At 69.9% G+C, this 20,130-nt stretch carries 18 protein-coding genes; 11 read left to right on the plus strand and 7 right to left on the minus strand.

Translation table 11 applies throughout. The annotated features are described in order from the left end of the window. Window position 1 precedes the first annotated feature (1 nt). Window positions 2-847: an ATP-grasp domain-containing protein gene (locus MYSTI_RS32580; protein ID WP_015352085.1), complete on the minus strand. Its 846-nt coding sequence runs from the start codon at window positions 845-847 to the stop codon at window positions 2-4. Between the two features lie 142 nt (window positions 848-989). Between MYSTI_RS32580 and MYSTI_RS32585 the strand changes: the two genes are divergently transcribed. Next, entirely contained in the window at window positions 990-2,468 is a 1,479-nt protein-coding gene (locus tag MYSTI_RS32585) for an endo alpha-1,4 polygalactosaminidase (protein WP_015352086.1), read from the plus strand. Between the two features lie 3 nt (window positions 2,469-2,471). On the opposite strand, the gene MYSTI_RS32590 is transcribed toward MYSTI_RS32585, so the two are convergent. Genes MYSTI_RS32590 through MYSTI_RS32600 form a run of 3 tightly spaced genes read right to left on the minus strand, consistent with a single transcriptional unit; the run spans window position 2,472 to window position 5,002 of the window. Then, window positions 2,472-3,437 carry a DMT family transporter gene (locus MYSTI_RS32590; RefSeq protein ID WP_015352087.1) on the minus strand — a complete coding sequence of 322 codons (966 nt, stop codon included), beginning with the start codon at window positions 3,435-3,437 and terminating at the stop codon, window positions 2,472-2,474. Next, window positions 3,410-4,423: a tRNA epoxyqueuosine(34) reductase QueG gene (queG, locus tag MYSTI_RS32595; protein WP_015352088.1), complete on the minus strand. Its 1,014-nt coding sequence runs from the start codon at window positions 4,421-4,423 to the stop codon at window positions 3,410-3,412. Before queG ends, MYSTI_RS32590 begins: the two co-directional genes overlap by 28 nt. 18 nt (window positions 4,424-4,441) lie before the next feature. Continuing rightward, window positions 4,442-5,002, minus strand: a complete 561-nt coding sequence (locus tag MYSTI_RS32600; protein WP_015352089.1) for a cob(I)yrinic acid a,c-diamide adenosyltransferase — start codon at window positions 5,000-5,002, stop codon at window positions 4,442-4,444. Window positions 5,003-5,149: 147 nt separating this feature from the next. On the opposite strand from MYSTI_RS32600, the gene MYSTI_RS32605 reads away from it, so the two are divergent. The 5 genes from MYSTI_RS32605 to MYSTI_RS32625 all read left to right on the plus strand — a co-directional run bounded on the left by MYSTI_RS32605 (window position 5,150) and on the right by MYSTI_RS32625 (window position 9,765). Then, window positions 5,150-5,944, plus strand: coding sequence for a thymidylate synthase (locus MYSTI_RS32605; RefSeq protein ID WP_015352090.1), 795 nt, complete (start codon window positions 5,150-5,152; stop codon window positions 5,942-5,944). Beyond that, entirely contained in the window at window positions 5,941-6,420 is a 480-nt protein-coding gene (locus tag MYSTI_RS32610) for a dihydrofolate reductase (protein ID WP_015352091.1), read from the plus strand. The genes MYSTI_RS32605 and MYSTI_RS32610 overlap by 4 nt, the downstream gene beginning before the upstream one ends. A gap of 249 nt (window positions 6,421-6,669) precedes the next feature. Further along, on the plus strand, window positions 6,670-7,059 hold the full coding sequence (locus tag MYSTI_RS44260; protein ID WP_015352092.1) for a hypothetical protein: 390 nt from the start codon (window positions 6,670-6,672) through the stop codon (window positions 7,057-7,059). Between the two features lie 65 nt (window positions 7,060-7,124). Continuing rightward, entirely contained in the window at window positions 7,125-8,978 is a 1,854-nt protein-coding gene (locus MYSTI_RS32620; RefSeq protein ID WP_015352093.1) for a cytochrome c/FTR1 family iron permease, read from the plus strand. Window positions 8,979-9,015: 37 nt separating this feature from the next. Next, on the plus strand, window positions 9,016-9,765 hold the full coding sequence (locus MYSTI_RS32625; RefSeq protein ID WP_015352094.1) for a hypothetical protein: 750 nt from the start codon (window positions 9,016-9,018) through the stop codon (window positions 9,763-9,765). Window positions 9,766-9,780: 15 nt separating this feature from the next. Here the strand turns inward: MYSTI_RS32625 and MYSTI_RS32630 are convergent, their stop codons facing one another. Continuing rightward, window positions 9,781-11,313: an MBL fold metallo-hydrolase gene (locus tag MYSTI_RS32630; protein ID WP_015352095.1), complete on the minus strand. Its 1,533-nt coding sequence runs from the start codon at window positions 11,311-11,313 to the stop codon at window positions 9,781-9,783. Then, complete coding sequence (locus tag MYSTI_RS32635) at window positions 11,310-12,608, minus strand: HD domain-containing protein (RefSeq protein WP_015352096.1); 1,299 nt, start codon at window positions 12,606-12,608, stop codon at window positions 11,310-11,312. Before MYSTI_RS32635 ends, MYSTI_RS32630 begins: the two co-directional genes overlap by 4 nt. Window positions 12,609-12,756: 148 nt before the next feature. On the opposite strand from MYSTI_RS32635, the gene MYSTI_RS32640 reads away from it, so the two are divergent. The 3 genes from MYSTI_RS32640 (at window position 12,757) to MYSTI_RS32650 (ending at window position 15,774) form a co-directional block, all read left to right on the plus strand. Next, on the plus strand, window positions 12,757-13,836 hold the full coding sequence (locus MYSTI_RS32640; protein WP_015352097.1) for a D-alanine--D-alanine ligase family protein: 1,080 nt from the start codon (window positions 12,757-12,759) through the stop codon (window positions 13,834-13,836). Then, window positions 13,748-14,215, plus strand: coding sequence for a GNAT family N-acetyltransferase (locus tag MYSTI_RS32645; RefSeq protein WP_015352098.1), 468 nt, complete (start codon window positions 13,748-13,750; stop codon window positions 14,213-14,215). Before MYSTI_RS32640 ends, MYSTI_RS32645 begins: the two co-directional genes overlap by 89 nt. A gap of 65 nt (window positions 14,216-14,280) precedes the next feature. Next, a complete protein-coding gene (locus MYSTI_RS32650; RefSeq protein ID WP_201768935.1) occupies window positions 14,281-15,774 on the plus strand; it encodes a transglutaminase-like domain-containing protein in 1,494 nt (497 codons plus the stop codon). 63 nt (window positions 15,775-15,837) lie between these two features. Here MYSTI_RS32650 and MYSTI_RS32655 read toward each other — a convergent pair whose 3' ends face one another. Continuing rightward, window positions 15,838-17,931, minus strand: coding sequence for a thioredoxin domain-containing protein (locus MYSTI_RS32655; RefSeq protein WP_015352100.1), 2,094 nt, complete (start codon window positions 17,929-17,931; stop codon window positions 15,838-15,840). Between the two features lie 124 nt (window positions 17,932-18,055). Here MYSTI_RS32655 and MYSTI_RS32660 point away from each other — a divergent pair, with 124 nt between their 5' ends. Together MYSTI_RS32660 and MYSTI_RS32665 are read left to right on the plus strand one after the other, a co-directional pair. Next, the gene (locus MYSTI_RS32660; protein ID WP_015352101.1) at window positions 18,056-19,474 is read left to right on the plus strand and encodes an ArnT family glycosyltransferase; all 1,419 of its coding nucleotides are present in this window, start codon (window positions 18,056-18,058) and stop codon (window positions 19,472-19,474) included. Between the two features lie 94 nt (window positions 19,475-19,568). Further along, window positions 19,569-20,111 (plus strand): DUF350 domain-containing protein, encoded by a 543-nt coding sequence (locus MYSTI_RS32665; RefSeq protein ID WP_015352102.1) that lies wholly within the window; start codon window positions 19,569-19,571, stop codon window positions 20,109-20,111. Window positions 20,112-20,130 lie beyond the last annotated feature (19 nt).

A 20,130-nucleotide genomic window follows, 5' to 3' on the forward strand; every position in this document is an offset into this window, starting at 1 on the left:
CTCACCTGGAGCGCTTCAGCTCCAGGTCCAGGATGTTCCGCCACAGCGCGAACGGCGAGACGCCCGCGTAGCCACTCTCCTGGCCGTCATTGCACTCGATGACAATCCAGCGGCCGGAGACCTCCTGCGCCACGTCCACCACGAGGAACGGGACGTCGACCCTGCGGGCCACCTCGCGTCCCAGGCCGAGCGCTTCGTGCTGCTCGGCCTCCGTCATCGTGTACGGCGACCCCTGCCACCAGTAGGGGCCCCAGCCCACCAGCGCTCCGCGCCACCAGAAGGTGCGGAACTCGAACGAGCTGGGGATGCGGTCCGGCGCGCCCTCCTCCACCCGGCGCAAGGGCCGCAGCTCGCGACACACCACGCGTTGCCAGTGGAGAATCGGGTCCGTCGCGTAGGCCGCCATCGCGGCGTCGAACTGGGCGGGTCCCTCGATGATGGAGAGGGACTTGCGGTGGCGGCTGGTCTGCCGCTCGCCCTTCACGAACACGGGCCAGCCCAGCTCCGCCTCCACCGTCTTCGCGTCCGGGCGCTCATCGAACCAGACGCTGCGCGGCGTGAGGTCCGTGAGTCGGGGGTACCAGTGCGGCAGCTCCGTGGCCAGCAGGTGTTGCTCGGGTGAATGCACCAGCGTCACACCCTCCGCGGCGAGCTCGCGGTAGCGCACCTCGTAGTCGTTCCACACGCCGACGCGCGCCACCACCTCGAGGGACGCGGGCAGTTGGTACGGGCGGCGACAGGCGAAGAACCTGTCGAAGCCGAAGTCGTAGATGCCCTGGCCCGTGGGAGCACTCAGCACCCACAGCCGCTCCTCCACCTGCAACAAGTCCTCTCCCGCACGAAGCATCCGCCGAATGTACGTGCATCGACACCCACCACGCAGCCCCGAGGAGATGAGCCACCCGGTTTTCCAGCGTGTCCTTGTATTCAGACGCACGGAGTCCGCGCGCCCCCCAGCCCGGGTTCCCCACACCCCGAGGAGTCGCGGTATGCAAGTCGTGAAGTGGTTGATGTGGACCGGCCTGGCCCTGCTCGTGGCCTGCAGTGACTCCGAGGGCGGTGGCGCCTTCGATGACGAGCGGGGCGCGATTCTCCCCGATGCCCGGACGCTCACCTGCACCACGCTCCAGGTCGAGCGAGGCTCCATCGGCTCCGGCCAGAGCCAGCAGGCGCTGCACACCCAGACGCTCTCCGGCACACAGGACCGCTGGGCCGAGTACGTCGAGTTCGCCGCCAACAGCGCCGTCACCTGCGCCTACTCGCTCCCCTCGGACGTGAGCAGCGGCGCCCTCCTCGCGGCCGAGGTGGGCGTGAACTACCGAGGCCCCGCGAAGTCCCAGATGCGCTGGGTGTTCGAGGCCTGGGACACCACGACGAACACCTGGGTCATCGTGGGCGACAACGTCTTCGCGCAGTCGTGGAAGTGGACCTCCGCGTCGCTGCCCCTGGCCAACCCCGCGCGGTTCTTCTCCAACGGCACGCTCAAGCTTCGCTACCACACGGCGTCCTCGGCGGATGCGTCCCAGCTCGACCTGCTCGTGGTGCGCGTCCAGGCCCCGAACACCGACGCGGGCACGCCCACGGACGCGGGCTCCCCCACGGACGCGGGCTCGCCCACCGACGCGGGCACTCCGACCGACGCGGGGACACAGGTCCCCTGGGAGGGCGTGAGCAGCTTCACGTACCAGCTCACGAACTACAAAGACGGCAAGCTCGATGAAATCGCGGCCTCGAAGTTCAACCTCGCCATCGTGGAGCTCTCGCGCGATGGGTCGACGGGCTACTTCACCGCCGCGGAGATCTCCGCGCTCAAGGCCCGAGGCAAGCAGGTCCTCGCCTACTTCGAGATTGGCGCCATCGAGGAGTACCGCCCCGAGTGGTCCCAGGTGCCCGCGGACTTGAAGCTCGGCCCTGTCGACGGCTGGCCCGACGAGCAGTACGTGAAGTACTGGGATGAGCGCTGGTGGCCCATCGTCCAGGGCCGCATCGACCAGGCGCTCGCGGCGGGCTTCACCGGCTGCTACCTCGACATGGTCGTCACGTACGAGGAGATCGCCGCCAACGCCGCGGGCACGAACCGCGCGGACCTCGCGAAGAAGATGGTGGCCCTCATCGCGCGCGTGAGCCAGTACGCCAAGGCGCGCAACCCCGCCTTCAAGGTGGTGCCGCAGAACTCCCCCGAGCTCATCGACAACACGGGCTATCTCCCCGCCATCGACGGGCTCGGCATGGAGGACATGTACTGGTCCGACGACACCGCGTGCAGCGCCGACTGGTGCGCGGAGAACCGAGCCAACGCCGCACGCGTGCGCGCCGCGGGCAAGCTGGTGCTGTCCACCGACTACGCCATCCAGCCCGCGAACGTCGCTGACGCGTACACGCGCTCTCGCGCCGCGGGCTTCGTCCCCTACGTCTCCGTCCGTGACTTGAACCAGATGACGGTGAACGCGGGCTGGGACCCTCAGTAGCCGCTACGTCGCCGGGCGCCCCTGCGCGGGAGACAGGGGCGTCACCGGCGCGGGTGTCGGCACCGCCATCTGCGTGAGCCGCACACCCAACAGCACCAACCCTCCACCCACCGCGAGCTCCCAGTGGAGGGACTCATCCAACAAGGCCCACGCCGCCAACGCCGTGGCCGCGGGCTGGAGGTTGGAGAAGATGGCCACGCGCGCGGGCGACACCTTGGACAGCGCGTAGTACCAGAGCAGGTACGCCACCACGGACGTCAGCAGGCCCAGGTAGAGGATGCCGCCCTTCGCCGCCAGGCTGGAGGCCATCACCCGGTCCGTCTCCATCACGAACGGCGCGAAGGGCAGCATCAGCAGCGAGGACATCATCATGCACCACACCGTCGCGCGCAGCGGCCCGTGCACCGCGACGAAGCCCTTGCCCTCGGTCGTGTAGACGACCCACGCCACCACCGCGCACAGGATGAGCAGGTCGCCCACCAGCGAGCCGCTCGCCTCCGCCAACCCTCGCCCCAGCAGCAGCACCACCACACCCGCGAACGCCGTGGCGATGCCCAGCAGCGTCCGGCGCGAAGCCCGCTCGTGCCCGCGCGCCAGGCCGAGCAGGTACACCCCCAGCGGCGTGAGCGCATACAGCAGCGCGCCATGCGCGGCGGTGGAGCGAGACAGGCCCGTGAAGAAGAACACCTGGTTCACCGGGCCGGCCAGCAGCCCGAGGATGAAGACGCGGCGCCACTCGTGACGCGGCGGCAGCCGGGGCCCGGGCATCACCGCCAGCATCACCGCGAACACCCCTCCGCTGAGGAAGAAGCGCCACAGCACCACGGTGAGCGGCGGCAGCTCCGCCATGGACCGCTTCGCGAAGAGGTACGTCCCCGCGCTGATGCAGACCTGGACAAGGAGGCCCGCGTAGACCCAGCGAAGGGTCTGCGCGGAGGAATTCAGGGGTCGAGCTGGCGAAGCGCCCATTGCGCGGCGGTACGTACCAATTCACTCGAGTCGCCGCTGAGCTTTTCGAGCAGGTGCCTCGAGTCCGCCTGCCTGGCGACTCCCAAGGCGTACACGGCGTTGCGACGGAGCCCATCGTAGCGTGCGCGTGCAAGCGCGGTCCCCGGGATGAGCTGCTCGTACTGGGCCTCCGTCAGGCCCGCCAGCTCCAGCGTCCCCAGCTCCGCCACCGCGCGAGGCGCGAAGCGCGGGTGCTCCGCGAACACGGGCCGCCGGTTGAGCGGACACACCTGCTGGCAGATGTCGCAGCCGAAGATGAGGTTGTCGAACTTGAGCCGGAAGGCCTCGGGGACCTGCTGCTCGCGGTTCTCGATGGTCTGGTAGGACAGACACGCCCCGGCATTCACCTGCCCGTTGCCCACCAGCGCGCCCGTGGGACACGACATCAGGCAGCGCCGGCACGCACCACACCGGTCCGCGGCGGGGCCCGACGCGTACTCATCCACCTCCGCGTCGATGACGAGCGTGGCCAGCAGCACCCACGAGCCGAAGGGCTCCGTGATGAAGCAGCCGTTCTTCCCCACGTAGCCCAGGCCCGCGCGCGCCGCCCACACCTTCTCCATCAGCGGGCCGCTGTCCACGCTCCCGTATGAGCCCAGCCCCGGGAACCTCCCGGTGAGGGCCTTGCGGAACGCCTTCATCCGGTCGCGCAGCGTGGAGTGGTAGTCGCGCCCCCGCGCATACCGGGCGATGGGCGAGTCCACCGACTGCTCGTCATCGCGCCAGTAGTTGTTGACGAAGGAGATGACCGTCTTGGCGCCCGGGAGCAGGTTCGCCACGTCCAGGCGTTCGTCCGCCCGCTCCCTCATCCAGTCCATGTCCGCGGCGAAGCCCGCCTCCAACCACTCCATGAGGAACTTGGGAGGAATGGGCTCCGCGCGCGCGAACCCGACGAGGTCGAAGCCGACGGACCGGGCCAGGTCACGGAGATGCGCGGTGAGCAACACGTCGAGAATCCAGGAGCGCTAGGACGACTTCTCGGGAATCCACTTCACGTCCGGGACATTCGCGCGGTGGTTGGCCACGCGTGCCATGACGAAGAGCAGGTCGGAGAGCCTGTTCAGGAAAACCACCACGTCCTTGGGAATCGTCCCGTCGCGCAGCAGCGGGACGGCGCGGCGCTCGGCCCGGCGGCACACGGTGCGAGCCAGGTGCAGCGCGGCCGAGGCGGGCGTGCCTCCGGGCAGGATGAAGTGGGTCATCTTCGGGAGCTCCGCCTCGAAGCGGTCGATGGACTGCTCCATGTCCTCCGCCCAGCTCTCCTTGAGCGGCGGCAGGTACGCGGACGCCTTCGTGCCCGCGGGCGTCGCCATCACCGCGCCCACGGTGAAGAGCTGGTCCTGGAGGCGCTGCAGCAGCGCGTCCAATTCCTGCGGCATCTGGCCCGCGGCCCGCGCGACACCGAGCACCGCGTTGAGCTCGTCGACCTCTCCGTAGGCATCCACGCGCGCGTCGTCCTTCGCGACGCGGCCACCACCGAAGAGCCCCGTCTCGCCCGTGTCTCCAGCCTTCGTGTAGATCTTCATGTCACGGCTTGTACTGGCCCGATGCGCCACGCGTCCAATGGGAATGCGTCGGTGCACGCGCCGAAACATGCGACATGAGGAGTAGCGGGCAGTCCCCACGATTCCTCCTTGCCTGTCGAGAGCAGCCAACCTAGACGGCATGGCCGCATGCAGCCCTACCTGAACCTGCTCGACCACGTCCTGAAGCATGGGACGAAGAAGGGCGACCGCACCGGCACGGGCACCCTGAGCGTCTTCGGTGCCCAGTTGCGGTTCGACCTGACGCGCGGCTTCCCGCTCGTCACCACGAAGAAGCTGCACACGAAGTCCATCTTCCACGAGCTGCTGTGGATGCTCGCGGGCGACACCAACGTGCGCACGCTCCAGGCCCAGGGCGTCACCATCTGGGACGAGTGGGCCAACGCCCAGGGCGAGCTCGGCCCTGTCTACGGCCACCAGTGGCGCTCGTGGAGCGCGCCGGACGGCCAGCACATCGACCAGATGAAGGCGCTGGTCGACGGGCTGATGAAGAACCCGGACTCGCGCCGGCACATCATCAGCGCGTGGAACGTGGCGGACCTGCCGGACATGAAGCTGCCGCCCTGCCACGTCCTCTTCCAGTTCTACGTGGCCGATGGCCGCCTGTCCTGCCAGCTCTACCAGCGCAGCGCGGACCTGTTCCTCGGCCTGCCCTTCAACATCGCCTCCTATGCGGCCCTGACGATGATGGTCGCGCAGGTGACGGGGCTCCAGGCGCACGAGTTCATCCACACGATTGGCGACGCGCACCTGTACCTCAACCACGTCGAGCAGGCCCAGGAGCAGCTCTCGCGAGAGCCTCGGCCTCTGCCCCGGCTGCGGCTCAACCCGGACGTGAAGGACCTCTTCGCCTTCAAGTACGAAGACCTCACGCTGGAGGCCTACGAGCCCCACCCCGCCATCAAGGCGCCCGTGGCCGTATGAGGCTCTCCGCCATTGTCGCCATGGCGTCCAACCGCGCCATCGGCCACCAGAACCAGCTCCCCTGGCGCCTGCCCGCGGACCTGGCGCGCTTCAAGCGCCTCACCATGGGCCACACGCTCGTCATGGGTCGCAAGACGTACGAGTCCATCGGCCGTCCGCTGCCGGGCCGCACCACCGTGGTCATCACGCGCCAGCACGACTTCGCGCCCCCGGGCGTGACGGTGGCCCACTCCGTCGACGAGGCCCTCCAGTTCGCCGAGGCGCGCGGCGACGACGAGGTCTTCATCGCGGGAGGCGCGGACCTCTACGCGCAGACGATGGCGCGCACCCAGCGCCTGTACCTCACGCGCATCGCGCGCGAGTACCCGGGCGACGTCTTCTTCCCGGACGTGGACCTGTCCGGCTGGCGGCTCGTCGAAGAGGAGCAGCATCCGGAGGGGGACCTCCCCTTCGCGTTCCTCACCTACGAGCGCTGACGCCTCCCTGCCACCCGAGCGGCTCGCCATCGGGTGGTTCCTCATCGGGAGCGTGTGCACCCCTTCCCGTTCCCCACCTGCGAGCGCTGAAGCCTCCCTGTCCTCTGAGCGGCGCGCCCTCGGGCAGCTCCGCATCGGGAGCGTGTGCCCCCTTCGCATTCCCCACCTACGAGCGCTGACGCCTCCCTGCCCTCCGAACGGCGTGCCCTCGGGTGGCTCCGCATCGGGAGCGTGTGCACCTGGAACGGCATGGGCACCTCGCTCTCGCACCGGCTGATTCTTCCCTGGACCTCCTGCGCTCCCCGCCCGTGGGGGCGCATGTCCCTGGCCAACGTCGCGCTCTCCGCCGCGAACGCCGTGGCGCTCACGCGACTGTCCCGCCAACTGGAGGGGCGCGCGCGACGGCACGCGATGCGGCCTCGGGCCGTCCGGGCGCTCGCCATCGGCGCCACCGCGCTGGGGGCCGTGGCCATGGGCGCACTCGCCATCGGCGCGCTCAGCATCGGAGCCTTGGCGGTGGGCCGCTTGCGAGGCGGGGACTGGCGGCTTGCTCGCTTGCGCATCGACTCGCTCGACGTCGCGAAGTGGACAGGCCCTGGCAAGTCCACGGGCACCTTCACCGTGCCATCAGCCACTTGAAACGACCGTTTCGATATTGACTCGCAAAATTGAAACCACGGCCGCCCTGCTGGTAGAGGGGGAGGATGAATCACGTGGTCCGCGTCGCTCTGTGCCTGCTGTTCGCTTTGCCCTTGTCAGCCTCGGCTGCCGAGGACGGCTCGGATGAGCGGACCTGGCATCGGTTGGTGGGCATCCTCCAGTACCTGGAGGCGGACTACCCGGCCGCCATCGCGTCCAAGTCCGAGTTCGAGCTGGCGGAGCAGAAGAGCTTCGCCGCCGAGGCCGTGGACGCCGCCGAGGGACTGGGAGCCGCGGCCGCGACCTTCGTTCCGCGAGTGAAGGCCATCCAGGCGCGCGTGGACCAGTCGACCGACGCGGAGGGCGTCAGCCGGGACTGCGGCGCGTTGGTGGAGGACCTGGTGCTCGCGGGGGGCCTGGCGCGCAGCCCGCGTCACCTGCCCGACCTGAAGCGCGGCGAGCAGCTGTACCAGACGAACTGCGCCGCCTGTCACGCCGTGGATGGCAGCGCCAACGTGCCCATCGCCGCGACCATGGAGCCCCTGCCCGCCAACTTCCAGGACGCGGAGCTGATGGGCGGCCTCACGCCCTACAAGGCCTTCAACACCACCAGCTTCGGCGTGCCCGGCACGGCGATGCCCGCCTACCCCACGCTGTCCGAGGACGAGCGCTGGTCGCTGGCCTTCTACGTCTTCACCATGCGCCTGCCGCCGTGCGAGGGCACTCCGCCGCGCGCGTCGCTGGAGCGGCTGGCGAACACCACCGATGACGACCTGGTGAAGATGTTCGGCGCGGAGCACCTCGCGTGTCTGCGCCGCAAGCTGCCGGAGGTCGACGAGGAGCGCTCGCTGATGGCCGCGCGCGACGGCGTGCAGGAGGCCATGCGCCAGGGCGCGGCGGGCAACCCGGCCGGCGCCAAGGCCGCGCTGCTGGACGCCTACCTCAACGGCCTGGAGCCGGTGGAGCCCAAGCTGAGCGCGCGCAACTCCGCGCTGGTGCTCAAGCTGGAGAAGGGCTTCCTCGCCGCGCGCCTCGCCGCGGAGAGCGGCAGCCCGAAGTTGCAGGACGAGGGCCGGGAGCTGGTATCGCTCCTGGACCAGGCGCGCCGGGACAGCGGCAGCACGTCCGACTTGATGAGCACGCTGTGGCTCACCGTCCTCATCCTGCTGCGCGAGGGCTTCGAGGCCACCATCATCGTCGCCGCGCTGCTGGCGGCCCTGAAGAAGATGAAGGCCACCGAGCACGTGCGCGTCGTCCACGCGGGCTGGGTGTCCGCGCTGGTGCTGGGCGCCGTGGCCTACGTGCTGGGCCGCCACCTGCTCGCCGGCGCACAGCGGGAGTGGATGGAGGGCCTGGCCGCGCTCGCCGCCGTCGTCATGCTGGTGTACGCCGCGCTGTGGCTCAACGCGCGCTCCAACATGAGCCAGTTCATGGGGGAGCTGCGCCAGAAGATGCAGGGCGCGCTGGGCAGGGGCAGCCTCGTGGGCCTGTTCTTCATCGCCTTCACCGCCGTGCTGCGCGAGAGCTTCGAGACGGCCATCTTCCTCCAGGGCCTCGCCCTGGACTCTCCGGCGGGCGTCGCCTGGGGCTCGCTGGTGGGCGCGGTGGCGCTGGGCGTCCTGGTCCTCTTCATCAACAAGCTGGGCTTCCGCCTGCCGATGAAGACGCTGTTCAACGTGTCCACGGTGGTGCTCGTCGCCACCGCGGTGATGCTGCTGGGCAAGGGCCTGCACTCGCTCCAGGAGGTCGGCGCGCTGCCGCTCATGCCCGTGCCCTTCGTCACGGTGGACCTGCTCGGCCTCTACCCCGACCTCGTCTCGCTGCTCCCCCAGGTGGTGCTGACCGCCATCCCCCTGGTCCTGGTGGTGCTGCGGAGGAAGGCCCGCGCCGAGCAGGTGTCCGGAGTGTCCGCCAGTTGACGCGACGACACCCCGCTTCTTGCGGTAGCGTGTCCGAGTGAGGCTTTCGCGCACGCTCTCCGCTGGGTTCGCTGTCCTGCTCCTGTCGAGCACGGGCTTTGCTCGTGCACAGGTCGCTCCCGAGAACGAGCCCGCCCAGAGCCCGGCCCCCGAGCTGACTCCGCCCCCGCTCGTCCCCGCGCCACAGGACGCCCCGTACGCGGCTCCGAGGAGCCTCGAGGAGTCCGCCGCGTCCGCCGGGACGGGCACGGAGGGACAGGGGCGTCCGGGCCTGAATCCCGCCGTCACCGCGGAGGACCCCGTCCCCCGCGTGGCCGTGGAGTTCATCGGTGGGACGACGGGCGGAATCGCCGGGGGCGCGGTGGGCCTGCTGGTGGGCTACCTGATTGGCGCGCCCACGGTGGGCTGCGACGAGTGCCAGGTCGTCTCGCTCGTCGGTGGACTCACGGGCGTGCTCATCGGCGTCCCCGCCGGGACCTGGGTGGGCGGGCGGCTGATGGATGGCAAGGGCACGTTCCTCGCCACCGCGGGAGGAAGCCTCGTCGGCTGGGGAGGCGCGCTGTTGGGCTCCGCCATCCTGGGGCTCGACGAGGACGACCAGGCCGTCTCCGCCCTGCTCCTGCTGCTCCCCATCATCGGCGCGACGACGGGCTACGAGCTCTCCCATCAGGCGAACCGCCCGGTGACACCGCCGCCTCCGTCGCGCGCGGACACCGGCGTGCGGCTGATGCCCGTCGCGGGGATGGGCGAGCACGGCGCGCGCCTGGGGTTGATGGGGCGCTTCTGAAGCGCGCCCCGGCGCTCACCTCGACACGCGGAAGTACTGCAGCGACTCCTCGCGCACGCGGCCTTCGGACATCAGCTTCTCCAGCGTGGCCAGCGCGCTGCGCTCCGCGACCGGGTGCATCAGCGGGTGCGTGTCCGCGTACGCCAGCTCCACCACCCTCGCGAGCGAGATGCCGTCGGGCGGGACCATCTCCAGGATGAGCGCCTCGCGCTGGGCGCGGTGATTCAAGTACTCCTGGAGCTTCGCGGGGCCGTCCGGCAGCGGCGGGCCATGCGCGGGGTACAGCGTGGTGACGGGCAGGTCCCGGAGCCGCGCGAGCTGCGTGAGGTAGTCGCGCATGTTGCCCTCGGGCGGGTCGATGACGATGGTGCCCACGCCGGCCACCATGTCGCCCACCACCGCCGCGTGGCTGCGCTCGTCCACCAGGCAGATGTGGCCTCGCGCATGTCCCGGCGTGTGCAGCACGCGCCAGCGCTGCGGCACGTCTCCCGCCAGCTCCAGCACGTCGCCGTCCTCCAGCAGCCGCTCCGCGGGGAAGTCCAGCGCCTGCGCCGTGCGCGCATGGCACCACAGGGGAATGCCCAGCCGCTCCTTCACCGCGCGAGCGCCGCCCACGTGGTCGCCATGGTGGTGCGTCAACACCACCGCGACGGGCTTCATCCCCTCCGACTTCAGCCCCGCGACGAGCGACAGCAGCTTGGCGTACTGCTTCACGTCGCCCGAGCCCGGGTCCACCAGCAGCAGTTCGCCGTTGCCCAGCACATACGCGTTGGTGTGCGTCGCGGGCGGCAGCGTGGCCGTCTCCAGCGCCACGGTGCGCACGCCGCGCTGGAACTCGATGCGCTGCGAGATGTAGCCGGGGCAGTACGGCGGCGTGGACAGCCGCGCCCGCGCGTCCGCCTCATCCTGGAACGAGCCCAGCACCTGGAGCGCATGCACCGCGGGCGGGTGCAGGAGCGCGCTGCCATCCGTCCACCGCTCCAGCGCCGCGTGGGGCGCCACCCACGCGCCCTCCGACAGCTCTCCGGGCCACAGCTCCGCGCGCGCCTTGGGCGGCATCTCCACCAGGTAGAAGTGCGTGTCGAAGCGCACCGGCACCGCGGGCGGGGTAATCCACCGGCCCGCGCTCCGGAAGTCCTCCGCCCTCAGCGACAGGCCCTCTTCATGGAGCAGCGCGCCCCAGCCGAGCTGCCCCGCGAGCAGCGACTTGCGCAGGACATCCAGCCGCGTCTGGGAGAGCGCCTCCGCGCCCTCGGCGACGAGCACGCCCGCCTCCTCGAAGAGCTCGCGCGCGGCGGCCGAGCGCAGCGCGGCCTCCTCTCCCGTCGCGCCGCGCACGGGGACCTCCGCGTCCGCGCCGTCCAGCTTGCCCCCGGGGAACGCATAGAAGCCGCCCGCGAAGGACAGCGCCTTGCCGCGCTTCACCCAGTACACCTCCACGCCCGCACCCACGCGCCGGTACAGCAGCGCCACCGCGGAGCCTCGCGGCTCGCTGGGGACGTGCGTGAAGTCCAGACCCAAACCCAGACTCGGAAGCCGCTCGCTCATGATTGCCCCGCCTGGCCCAGCAGTTGGCCCATCAGCTCGTGCGCCGCCTGCGACTGGTCCGGCCTTACGTACAGTCGCGTCAGGCGCACCGCGCCACTGTAGCGCTGATACAGCGGCGTGTATCGCGCCACCTCCGTCAGCCGGCCCGTGGACGCGTCGATGATGAACAGGCTGGGCCCGCTGCTGTTCCCAGGCCCGGAGGTGTACTTGCTGAGCACATTCACGGACTCGACGACGTAGTGCTCGAAGCCCGAGGACACCAACGCACCGCGCAGCACCTCCAGGTCATAACCCGCGTCCCGCTCGGTGAACTGCGCCAGCAGCTTGAAGCCCTGGCGGGTGATGATGCGCTGGGCCCAGCGGTTGCGGGAGCGGCGCAGCGTGTACCAGAGCGCCGAGTCGTCACAGAGCAGGAACGCCTCCGGGTCCGCGGGAATCTCGAACTCGCCGGGCGACTCCTCGTAGTAGCGCCGCAGCATGTGGTCGAAACTGACCGACGTGTGGTGCAGGTACACCGACACGAACATGTGGTAGCGGCTGAGCAGGAAGTCCTCGAACGCGAACGCCGCCGCCCGGCTGAGCGCGAGGTACGCCCGCCCGTCCTTCACCGCTGGATTGAGGTTGTTGATGATCCAATCCATGTCGTACCGGCCGTAGTTGACGCCCGTGTAGAAGGAGTCACGCAGCAGGTAGTCCATGCGGTCCGCGTCCAGCTCCCCCGAGACGATGGCGCGAAGCAGCGGCGACCAGTCCACGCCCTGCCAGGTGAAGCCCGGGTCCTTCGGGGGCTTGGCGCCGGTGATGAGCGCCACCGCGGCCATGGGGGTGATGCCCCGCCCGCCGAACTCGCGCTCGATGATGGACGTCAGCTGGCTGTCCAGGAGGATCTTCGCGGTGAAGTCCTCGTGCGTCGCCTGTTCACCTTCCGCCACCGAGTCCAGCCAGCCGGGCAGCCGCAGCAAGGAGCGCTTGGGCGCGATGCGCTCGGAGGCATGGGACAGCGGCATGTGGCCCAGGTCATGGCAGAGGACCGCCAGGCGCACGGCCGTGCTGAAGCGCTCGCGCACGTCCTCGGGGAGCGAGGAGCGGGAGGCCACCGCGGCGAACACGCGCGCGGCGACGTGCATGGCGCCCAGGGAATGGATGTGTCGGGTGTGCGTGGCGCCGGGGAAGGCCAGGTCCCCGAACCCGAGCTGACGGACGTACCGCAGCCGCTGGTAGTGGCGGCTGTCGATGACGGCCTTTTCCGAGTCGCTGACCGGAATGGTGCCGTGGATGGGGTCGCGGATGCGCATGATGCCCTTTCCATACTCCTGGATACCCCCACGGGAGGTAGTCCACCGTACTTCAAGCCCTGCCGGGAGGTAGCCCAGGAGGTAACCAACCGTCACCTGCGGACTGGGCGGGAACGGGGGGACGTGGTAACCCTCCCGGCACCTCCGAATGCACATCATTCTGCTGCACAACCGCGACCACGAGCTCCTCCAGGATGACCCGGGACGGGAGGCCCGAGAGGACGTGGTGCGAGTCGCCGCCGCGCTCTCCGAGGCCCTCACCCGGGGCGACACGGTCGCCGAGCCGCTCGCCGTCGAGGGGGACCGGTTGGACTTCGTGGACACCCTGCGCCGGCGGCAGCCGGACCTGGTGGTCAACCTCTGCGAGTCGCTCGCCGCCGACAGCCGCGGGGAGATGGCCGTCCCGTGCCTGCTGGACGCGCTGGGCATGGCGTACACCGGCTCGTCCGCCCTGTCGCTGGGCCTGGCGCTGCACAAGCCCAAGGCCAAGGAAGTGTTGAGCGCCCGAGGCGTGTCCACGCCCGCCTTCCGGGTGGTGGAGCGGCTGGAGGACGCCCTGGCGGTGGACCTGCCCTGGCCGCTCATCGTGAAGCCCGCGCGCGAGGACGCGAGCGTCGGCGTGACGGGCGACTCGGTGGTGTACGAGCGTGCCGCGCTGGTGCGCGCCTGCGAGGCGGTGCTGCGCAACTTCCACCAGCCCGCGCTGGTGGAGCAGTTCATTCCCGGCCGCGAAATCTACGTGCCGCTGTTGGGCAACCAGCCCCGGCGCGCGCTGCCGTTGACGGAAATCCACTTCGGTCGGACCTTCGAGGCTCGGCCGAACATCGTGTCGTACAGCGCCAAGTGGGAGGAGGGCTCCGACGAGTACCGGGATACGCCCGCCGGGCCGTGCCAGGTGGATGCGGCGCTGGAAGCTCGCTGTGTGCAGGTAGCGCTGGAAGCGTTCGCAGCGCTCGACTGTCAGGACTATGGACGGGTCGACCTCCGGGTTTCTCCGGAGGGCGTGCCCTACGTCATCGATATCAACCCCAACTGCGACCTCCATCCCAGCGCCGGGTTCGCCAGGGCCGCCGCAGCCGCGGGCATGGACTATCCCGCCCTGGCCGCCCGACTGGTGGAAGTCGCTTCTGAAAGAGCCCATGGACATCCGTCCCATCGAAGGAAAGGACCGGGAGCCCCTCGCCGCGCTGATTCGAAAGATCGAAACCTTCTCGCCGCAGGAGGTTGAGGTCGCCACGGAGCTGGTCGGCATCGCGCTGACGCCGGGCAACACCGATTACTCCATCATCGTCGCGGACCGCGCGGGTCAGCTCGTGGGCTACATCTGCTACGGCGCCACGCCGATGACGGAGGACAGCTACGACCTGTACTGGATTGCCTCTGCTCCGGAGGTCCGGGGACAGGGTGTGGGCGCGGCGTTGGTGTCGGCGATGGAGGGGGATTTGCGGCGCAAGAACGGCCGGCTCATCCGCGTGGAGACGAGCGCCACGGAGGCCTATGGCCCCACGCGCGGCTTCTACGCGTCCATGAAGTACGGTGAGGAAGCGCGCATCCGCGACTTCTACAAGGTGGGGGACGACCTCATCATCCTCACCAAGCGGCTGTAGTCCACGGCGCACGGGGAGTGGGGCGGTTGAAGACTTTGGCCGCCTCCCCCGTTAGAAGGGGCGTGATGACCCGCACGCTCCGACCGATGTCCCTGGCCCTCGCGGCCTTGGCCGCCCTGCTGGTGGGCGCGCCGTCCGCCTGGGCCCAGTCCCCCGCCGCTCCCGCCAAGGCCGCGTTGTCCGACGCCGTGCGGGCTCCCCGCCCCAAGGGCGGCGAGTTCTTCGGCCTGTACCTGATGGACAAGAAGGTGGGCTGGCTCTTCACGGACCTGGTGCTGATGCCCGGTGAGCCGCAGAAGGTGAAGAGCATCAACCAGATGGTCTTCAAGGCCATGGTCGGCACGCGCCTGTCCGAGCGGAACCACCGCGAGGAGCGCGTCTACGAGGCCAAGCCCGAGGGCCGGCTCCTGTCCTTCTCCGTGGTGCAGCGCGGCGATGGGGGAGACCAGACGCTGGAGGGCACGGCCACGGCCGACGGAGGCATGCGCGTGGTGCGCAAGCGCCTGGGCCACGCGGACGAGGTGCTGCCGATGACGCCGCCCACGAAGGAGCGCGTGGAGGACGCGGACCAGACGCGCGTGGCGCTCCTGCGCAAGGCGAACGTGCGCGGCTTCGTGCTGGATGGGATGGACCTGGAGACGTACGGCATCTCCACGACGCTGGAGCCCTCCGAGCAGCGGACGCTGAACGGGGTGAAGGTGAAGCTGGGCAAGGCCACGAGCATCTCCGACAAGGAGAAGGTGCCCGTCGCCACCTACGTCACCGAGCGCGGGGAGATGGTGCTGGTGGACTTCGGCCAGACGATGCAGGCGCGCAAGGAGACGGAGGCTGTCGCCAAGCGCATGGACCTGGTGGAGGTGTTCGGCCTCACCCGCGTGGTGCTGCCCAAGCCGCTGCCTGAGTCCGCGCGCGCGGTGCCCGGGAGCGTGAGCCTGGTGGTGACAGGGCTGCCGGAGAAGTTCCGGGTGAACTCGTATCGGCAGAAGTTCTCCGCGAAGCCGGATGGCAACGTGGACGTGACGCTGAAGGCCGCGGCTCCGGCGAAGGCCGCGCTCAAGGGCCGGCCGCTGGCGGACCCGGACGGGGGCGAGAACCTCAAGTCCACGCTGATGGTGGAGAGCAGCGCTCCGGCCATCCGCGAGCAGTCGAAGAAAATCATCGGCGACGAGAAGGACGCGTACCAGGCGGCCCTGAAGGTGAATGCGTGGGTGGCCACGCATCTGGAGAAGGACTACGGGGCCAGCGCGGACCGGGCCACGGATGTGCTGCGCCAGAAGCGCGGGGACTGCACCGAGCACTCGCTGTTGTCCGTGGCGCTGCTGCGCGCGGCGGGTATCCCGGCGCGGCGCATCGACGGCGTCATCTACATGGTGAACCAGGACGGCGTGCCTGCGCTCTATTGGCACGAGTGGGTGGAGGTCTTCGTCGGTGAGTGGACGCAGATGGACCCGACCTTCAACCAGCCCGTCGCGGACGCCACGCACTTCGCGTTCGGCACCGAGGGGAATGCGGAAATCACGCCCCTCATCGGCACGCTGAAGGTCCTCGAGGTCAAGTAGCACCGGGTCTCGCGAGGAGAAGCACGGGCCTCGCGGGCCCGTGCGCTCCGGACCGCGCGGCGCTCAAGCCCCCTTGGGCTTCTCCGTCAGTCGTTCGGCCAGGGCCTTCGCGTCCGTGCGCGGCAGTTCACACGCGAAGCCCCGGCACAGGTACGCGGCGCCCTTCCCCGCGACGGGCTCGCGTCCCTCGAAGAGCTCCTTCAAGAGCGCGGGCACGGGCCTCCCCTCCTCCTTCCAGCCGAAGGCGAACGTCGGCGCGTAGACGTGGTTCGCCGCGCTCAGCAGCGGCGCCACCGCATCGCTCGAGCCGGAGAATGTCACCCCCGCGCCACCATCGAGGAGCGAGTCCGCCGCGAGCCCCAGGTGGCCATAGCCCATCGCATTGGCCACCAGTCCCTCTCGCATCCGCGCCACGTACTTCGACGGCAGCTCCAGGTGGTGCTCATCCCCCGTGAGCGCCGCCAGCGCCACCTGCGCCTCCGTCAGCGTGGACGCACCTGAAGGGAACGCGTTGTCGAAGAGGCCATACGTCGCCACCACCAGGTCCTTCTGTCCCCGAGGCGCCGTGAGATACGCCTGCTTCTCCGCGTCCCAGAAGAGCTCCTCCGCGCGCTTCACCAGCGCCTTCGCCGCCTCCAGGTACTTCACGTCGAACGTGGCCTGGTACAGCGCGGTGAGCCCCGAGGCCAAATCTCCATAGTCCTCGAGGAAGCCGTCGATGCGCGCCTGCCCCTCCTGATACGAGCGCGCCAGCCGCGTCCCATCCCACAGCTTCGCGAGCACGAAGTCCGCTGCGGAGACGGCGAGGCGCGTCCAGTCCGGCCGATCAAAGACGCGCGCGGCGAGCGCGAGCCCGCGAATCATCAAGCCATTCCAGCCCGCGAGAATCTTGTCGTCGCGCCCCGGCTTCACTCGACGCTCGCGAGCCTGGAACAACACCTGCCGCGTCTCCGCCAGCTCACGCTCCACGGCCTCCAGCGAGAGGCTCCGCTCGCGGGCCAGCGTCTCCGCGGGCACCACGACTTCCAGCACCGTGGCGCCGTGCTCGAAGTTGCCCAGCGGTGTGACACGGAAGTGGCGCATGACCAGCTCCGCGCGCTCGGGCGGCAGCACCGCCTGGATCTCCTCCGGGCGCCATACGAAGAACTTGCCCTCTTCGCCTTCGCTGTCCGCGTCCTGCGCCGCGTAGAAGCCGCCGCCCGCGTCCGTCATCTCGCGGCGCACGTACTCCACCGTCTCCTCCACCACCTTGCGCCACAGCGGCCGAGGCGCCACCTGCTGCGCCTCCGAGTACAGGTGCATGAGCTGGGCGTTGTCGTAGAGCATCTTCTCGAAGTGCGGCACCAGCCAGCGCGCATCCACCGAGTAGCGATGGAAGCCACCTCCGAGCTGGTCGTAGATGCCCCCCAGCGCCATCCGCTCCAGCGTGAGGAACACCGCGTCCCGCAGCGAGTCACCGCCCCCGCGCCGCCATGCGCGCAACAGCAGCGAGAAGTTCATCGGGTTGGGGAACTTGGGCGCCCCGCCGAAGCCTCCATGCACGGAGTCCACCTGCAGGGCCATGCGCTGGCCCATCGACAGCACGTCCTCCACGGACAGCACCCCGGGCGCGGCGTCCAGGCCATACGCGGCCAGCTCCCCCAGGCCCTCCTCGAACTGCGCGGCCTGGCGGTGGATGTCCTCGCGCTTGTTCTTCCACGCGTCCCGCAGCGCCATCAGCAGGCGGGGGAACCCCGGACGACCGTAGCGGTCCTCCGGCGGGAAGTAGGTGCCCCCGTAGAAGGGCTTCAGGTCCGGCGTGAGGAACACCGTCAACGGCCAGCCCCCACCCTGCCCCATGAGCTGGACCACGCCTTGATAGATCTGGTCCAGGTCCGGACGCTCCTCGCGGTCCACCTTGATGTTGATGAACCCCTCGTTCATCAGCCGGGCCGTGTCGGGCGACTCGAAGGACTCGTGCGCCATGACGTGACACCAATGGCACGCGGAGTAGCCCACCGAGAGCAGGATGGGCTTGTCCTCCGCGCGCGCTCGCGCGAGTGCTTCATCTCCCCACGCGAACCAGTCCACCGGATTGCTGGCGTGCTGGCGCAGGTACGGCGAGGGCTCTCGGGCGAGCCGGTTGGACGGACCCGAGGACGGTGGGTGGGTGGCCATGCGGACTCCAAGCAAGGGATTGCGTCGACACGCCATACGAAGCCGCGGAAAACTCGGCAAGCCCCTTGGGTGCGACCCTCCACTGGAGAACGCGAGTGGGGTACCGTGGCGTCCAGACTCACGCATGGTTTCCACCGCCCCCGTCGCTCCGGGCCCTGCTGGCCTTGGCCTCAAGACCTGTCTTGCCCTGCTCGGCGTGGCCCTCGTGGTGCGGACCGTGTTGGCGCTCGGGACCGACGTCTACTTCGACACGGCCTACTACTGGCAATGGGCGCAGCGGCTCGACTGGGGCTACTACGACCATCCCCCGCTCATCGCGTGGCTCCTCGCGCTCCTGGGCATCCACGCCACGGCGCTCCTGTGTGGCGCGGGCACCATCGCCGCGGTGTGGGGCCTGGCGCGGGACGTGTACCAGAGCCGTGAAGCCGCCTGGCGCGCGTCGGCCCTGTGGAGCGTGGTGCCCGGGGGCATGGTCGCGGGCATCTGGGCCACGCCGGACTCGCCGCTGCTCCTGTTCTGGACGCTGGCGCTCTGGGCGCTGTGGCGCGAGCGGTGGCTGTGGGCGGGAGTCGCGTCGGGGCTCGCGCTGCTCGCCAAGTTCCCCGCGGTGTTGCTGGGCATCGCCTTCCTCATCACCGCGCTGAGGGCTCGGCGCTTGCCGTGGGGCGCGTGGGGCACGGGCGCCGTCGCGGCGGTGTTCCTGGTGCCCGTGCTCCTCTGGAACGCGCGGCACGACTGGGTGGGCATCCTCTTCCAGCTCAAGCACGGACTGGATGGCCAGGGCGGGTGGCGCACGCTGGGCGACTTCATCGTGGGGCAGTTCGCCTTCGGCGGGCCCGTGCTGGCGATTCTCGCGCTGGTGTACGCGGTGCGAGGCCCCCGGGAGCACTTCTTCCTGCGCATGGCCGCGCTCGTGCCGTTGTTGTTCTTCGGCTACGCGGCGTCGCGCGCGCGGAGCGAGGTCAACTGGACGACCATGGCGTACCTCTCGGTGTGCGTGGGCGCCGCGGGGATGAGCCGGCTGTGGCAGCGCGCGGCCGCGTTCTCCGGGCTCGCGGTGGTGCTGGGGGTGACCCTCCACCTCTTCTTCCCGCTGATGTCCGTCAAGCGCGACACGACGCTGTGGCGCACCCACGGCTGGGACGTGCTGAGCGCCCTGGCCACACCCGAGAAGCTCTTCCCCGAGATGAAGCCGGGCAGCGTGGTCGCCGTCTTCTCCGGCAACTACCAGCTCGCCTCGCTGGTGGCGCTCCACGCGGGTGTCCCCGTGGGCACCGCGGGCCCGGTGCGCTTCAGTCAGTACGACGTGTGGCCCGAGCCGCCCATCCCCCCCGGCAAGGACGTGCTCTGGGTGGAGGAGGATGGCCCGTTCGCGCCCTCGGCGTTGACGGACCGCTTCGAGACCATGGAGGACCCCGTCGAGTTGGTGGGCATGTACAAGGGCCGCCGCCTGCATCCCTTCCGCGTGTGGTGGGTGCGCAACGCGAGGCCCCCTCCGACACCTCCCGAAGCACCGGACGGGATGAACCAGTCACAGCGCTGAACCCCACGCGCCCGGTGTCCGGCAGGCAGGCGACAGCGGCTTGCTCGTGTGCTCTCCGGAAGCCGCATGTGGGTGTAGACTCCGGCCGCTCCGCATGGACCTCACCCTTCTCTTCGTCGGTCTCGTCAAAGTGGTTCTGGGGGGCCTGGTCGCCGCCCTCGGAATCTGGATGGCGTTGCGCGGTCTGAGCCGCATCCTCGGCACGCAGCCCGTGGAGGAGCTGCGCCAGGGCAACACCGCGGCGGGCCTCGTCCATGCGTCGAGCCTCGTCTCGCTGGGGCTGCTCGTGCAGCACGCGGTGCTGGCCACGTCGGACGCGGTGGACCTCACGGTGCGCACCTCGCCCTTCCAGCCCATCATGCTGGGGAAGCTCATCGCCGTGGCCGCGCTGCACGTGGGCCTGTCGCTGGGCGTGGGCGTCGCGGTGCTCGCGATGGGCATCCTCCTGTTCGACCGGATGACGCCGGGCATCGACGAGCTGGAGGAGGTGCGCAAGGGCAACGTCGCCGCCGCGCTCATCCTCGCCGCCATCCTGCTGGTGCTCGCGCTGCTCACCGCGCCCGGACTCCAGGCCGCGCTCAACGGGCTCATCCCCTTCCCCCAGCTTCCGGAGGGCACCGTTGTCGCGCCCGGGTGACGGGCTCGCGCCGCCTCGC

This window comes from Myxococcus stipitatus DSM 14675 (assembly GCF_000331735.1).
GTDB lineage: Bacteria > Myxococcota > Myxococcia > Myxococcales > Myxococcaceae > Myxococcus > Myxococcus stipitatus.

Bases quoted from the DNA above. Each gene is read 5' to 3' on its own strand.
- MYSTI_RS32580 (WP_015352085.1), bottom strand. From the start codon at position 847: ATGCTTCGTGCGGGAGAGGACTTGTTGCAGGTGGAGGAGCGGCTGTGG.
- MYSTI_RS32585 (WP_015352086.1), top strand. From the start codon at position 990: ATGCAAGTCGTGAAGTGGTTGATGTGGACCGGCCTGGCCCTGCTCGTG.
- MYSTI_RS32590 (WP_015352087.1), bottom strand. From the start codon at position 3,437: ATGGGCGCTTCGCCAGCTCGACCCCTGAATTCCTCCGCGCAGACCCTT.
- MYSTI_RS32600 (WP_015352089.1), bottom strand. From the start codon at position 5,002: ATGAAGATCTACACGAAGGCTGGAGACACGGGCGAGACGGGGCTCTTC.
- MYSTI_RS32605 (WP_015352090.1), top strand. From the start codon at position 5,150: ATGCAGCCCTACCTGAACCTGCTCGACCACGTCCTGAAGCATGGGACG.
- MYSTI_RS32610 (WP_015352091.1), top strand. From the start codon at position 5,941: ATGAGGCTCTCCGCCATTGTCGCCATGGCGTCCAACCGCGCCATCGGC.
- MYSTI_RS44260 (WP_015352092.1), top strand. From the start codon at position 6,670: ATGGGCACCTCGCTCTCGCACCGGCTGATTCTTCCCTGGACCTCCTGC.
- MYSTI_RS32620 (WP_015352093.1), top strand. From the start codon at position 7,125: ATGAATCACGTGGTCCGCGTCGCTCTGTGCCTGCTGTTCGCTTTGCCC.
- MYSTI_RS32630 (WP_015352095.1), bottom strand. From the start codon at position 11,313: ATGAGCGAGCGGCTTCCGAGTCTGGGTTTGGGTCTGGACTTCACGCAC.
- MYSTI_RS32635 (WP_015352096.1), bottom strand. From the start codon at position 12,608: ATGCGCATCCGCGACCCCATCCACGGCACCATTCCGGTCAGCGACTCG.
- MYSTI_RS32640 (WP_015352097.1), top strand. From the start codon at position 12,757: ATGCACATCATTCTGCTGCACAACCGCGACCACGAGCTCCTCCAGGAT.
- MYSTI_RS32645 (WP_015352098.1), top strand. From the start codon at position 13,748: ATGGACATCCGTCCCATCGAAGGAAAGGACCGGGAGCCCCTCGCCGCG.
- MYSTI_RS32650 (WP_201768935.1), top strand. From the start codon at position 14,281: ATGACCCGCACGCTCCGACCGATGTCCCTGGCCCTCGCGGCCTTGGCC.
- MYSTI_RS32655 (WP_015352100.1), bottom strand. From the start codon at position 17,931: ATGGCCACCCACCCACCGTCCTCGGGTCCGTCCAACCGGCTCGCCCGA.
- MYSTI_RS32660 (WP_015352101.1), top strand. From the start codon at position 18,056: ATGGTTTCCACCGCCCCCGTCGCTCCGGGCCCTGCTGGCCTTGGCCTC.
- MYSTI_RS32665 (WP_015352102.1), top strand. From the start codon at position 19,569: ATGGACCTCACCCTTCTCTTCGTCGGTCTCGTCAAAGTGGTTCTGGGG.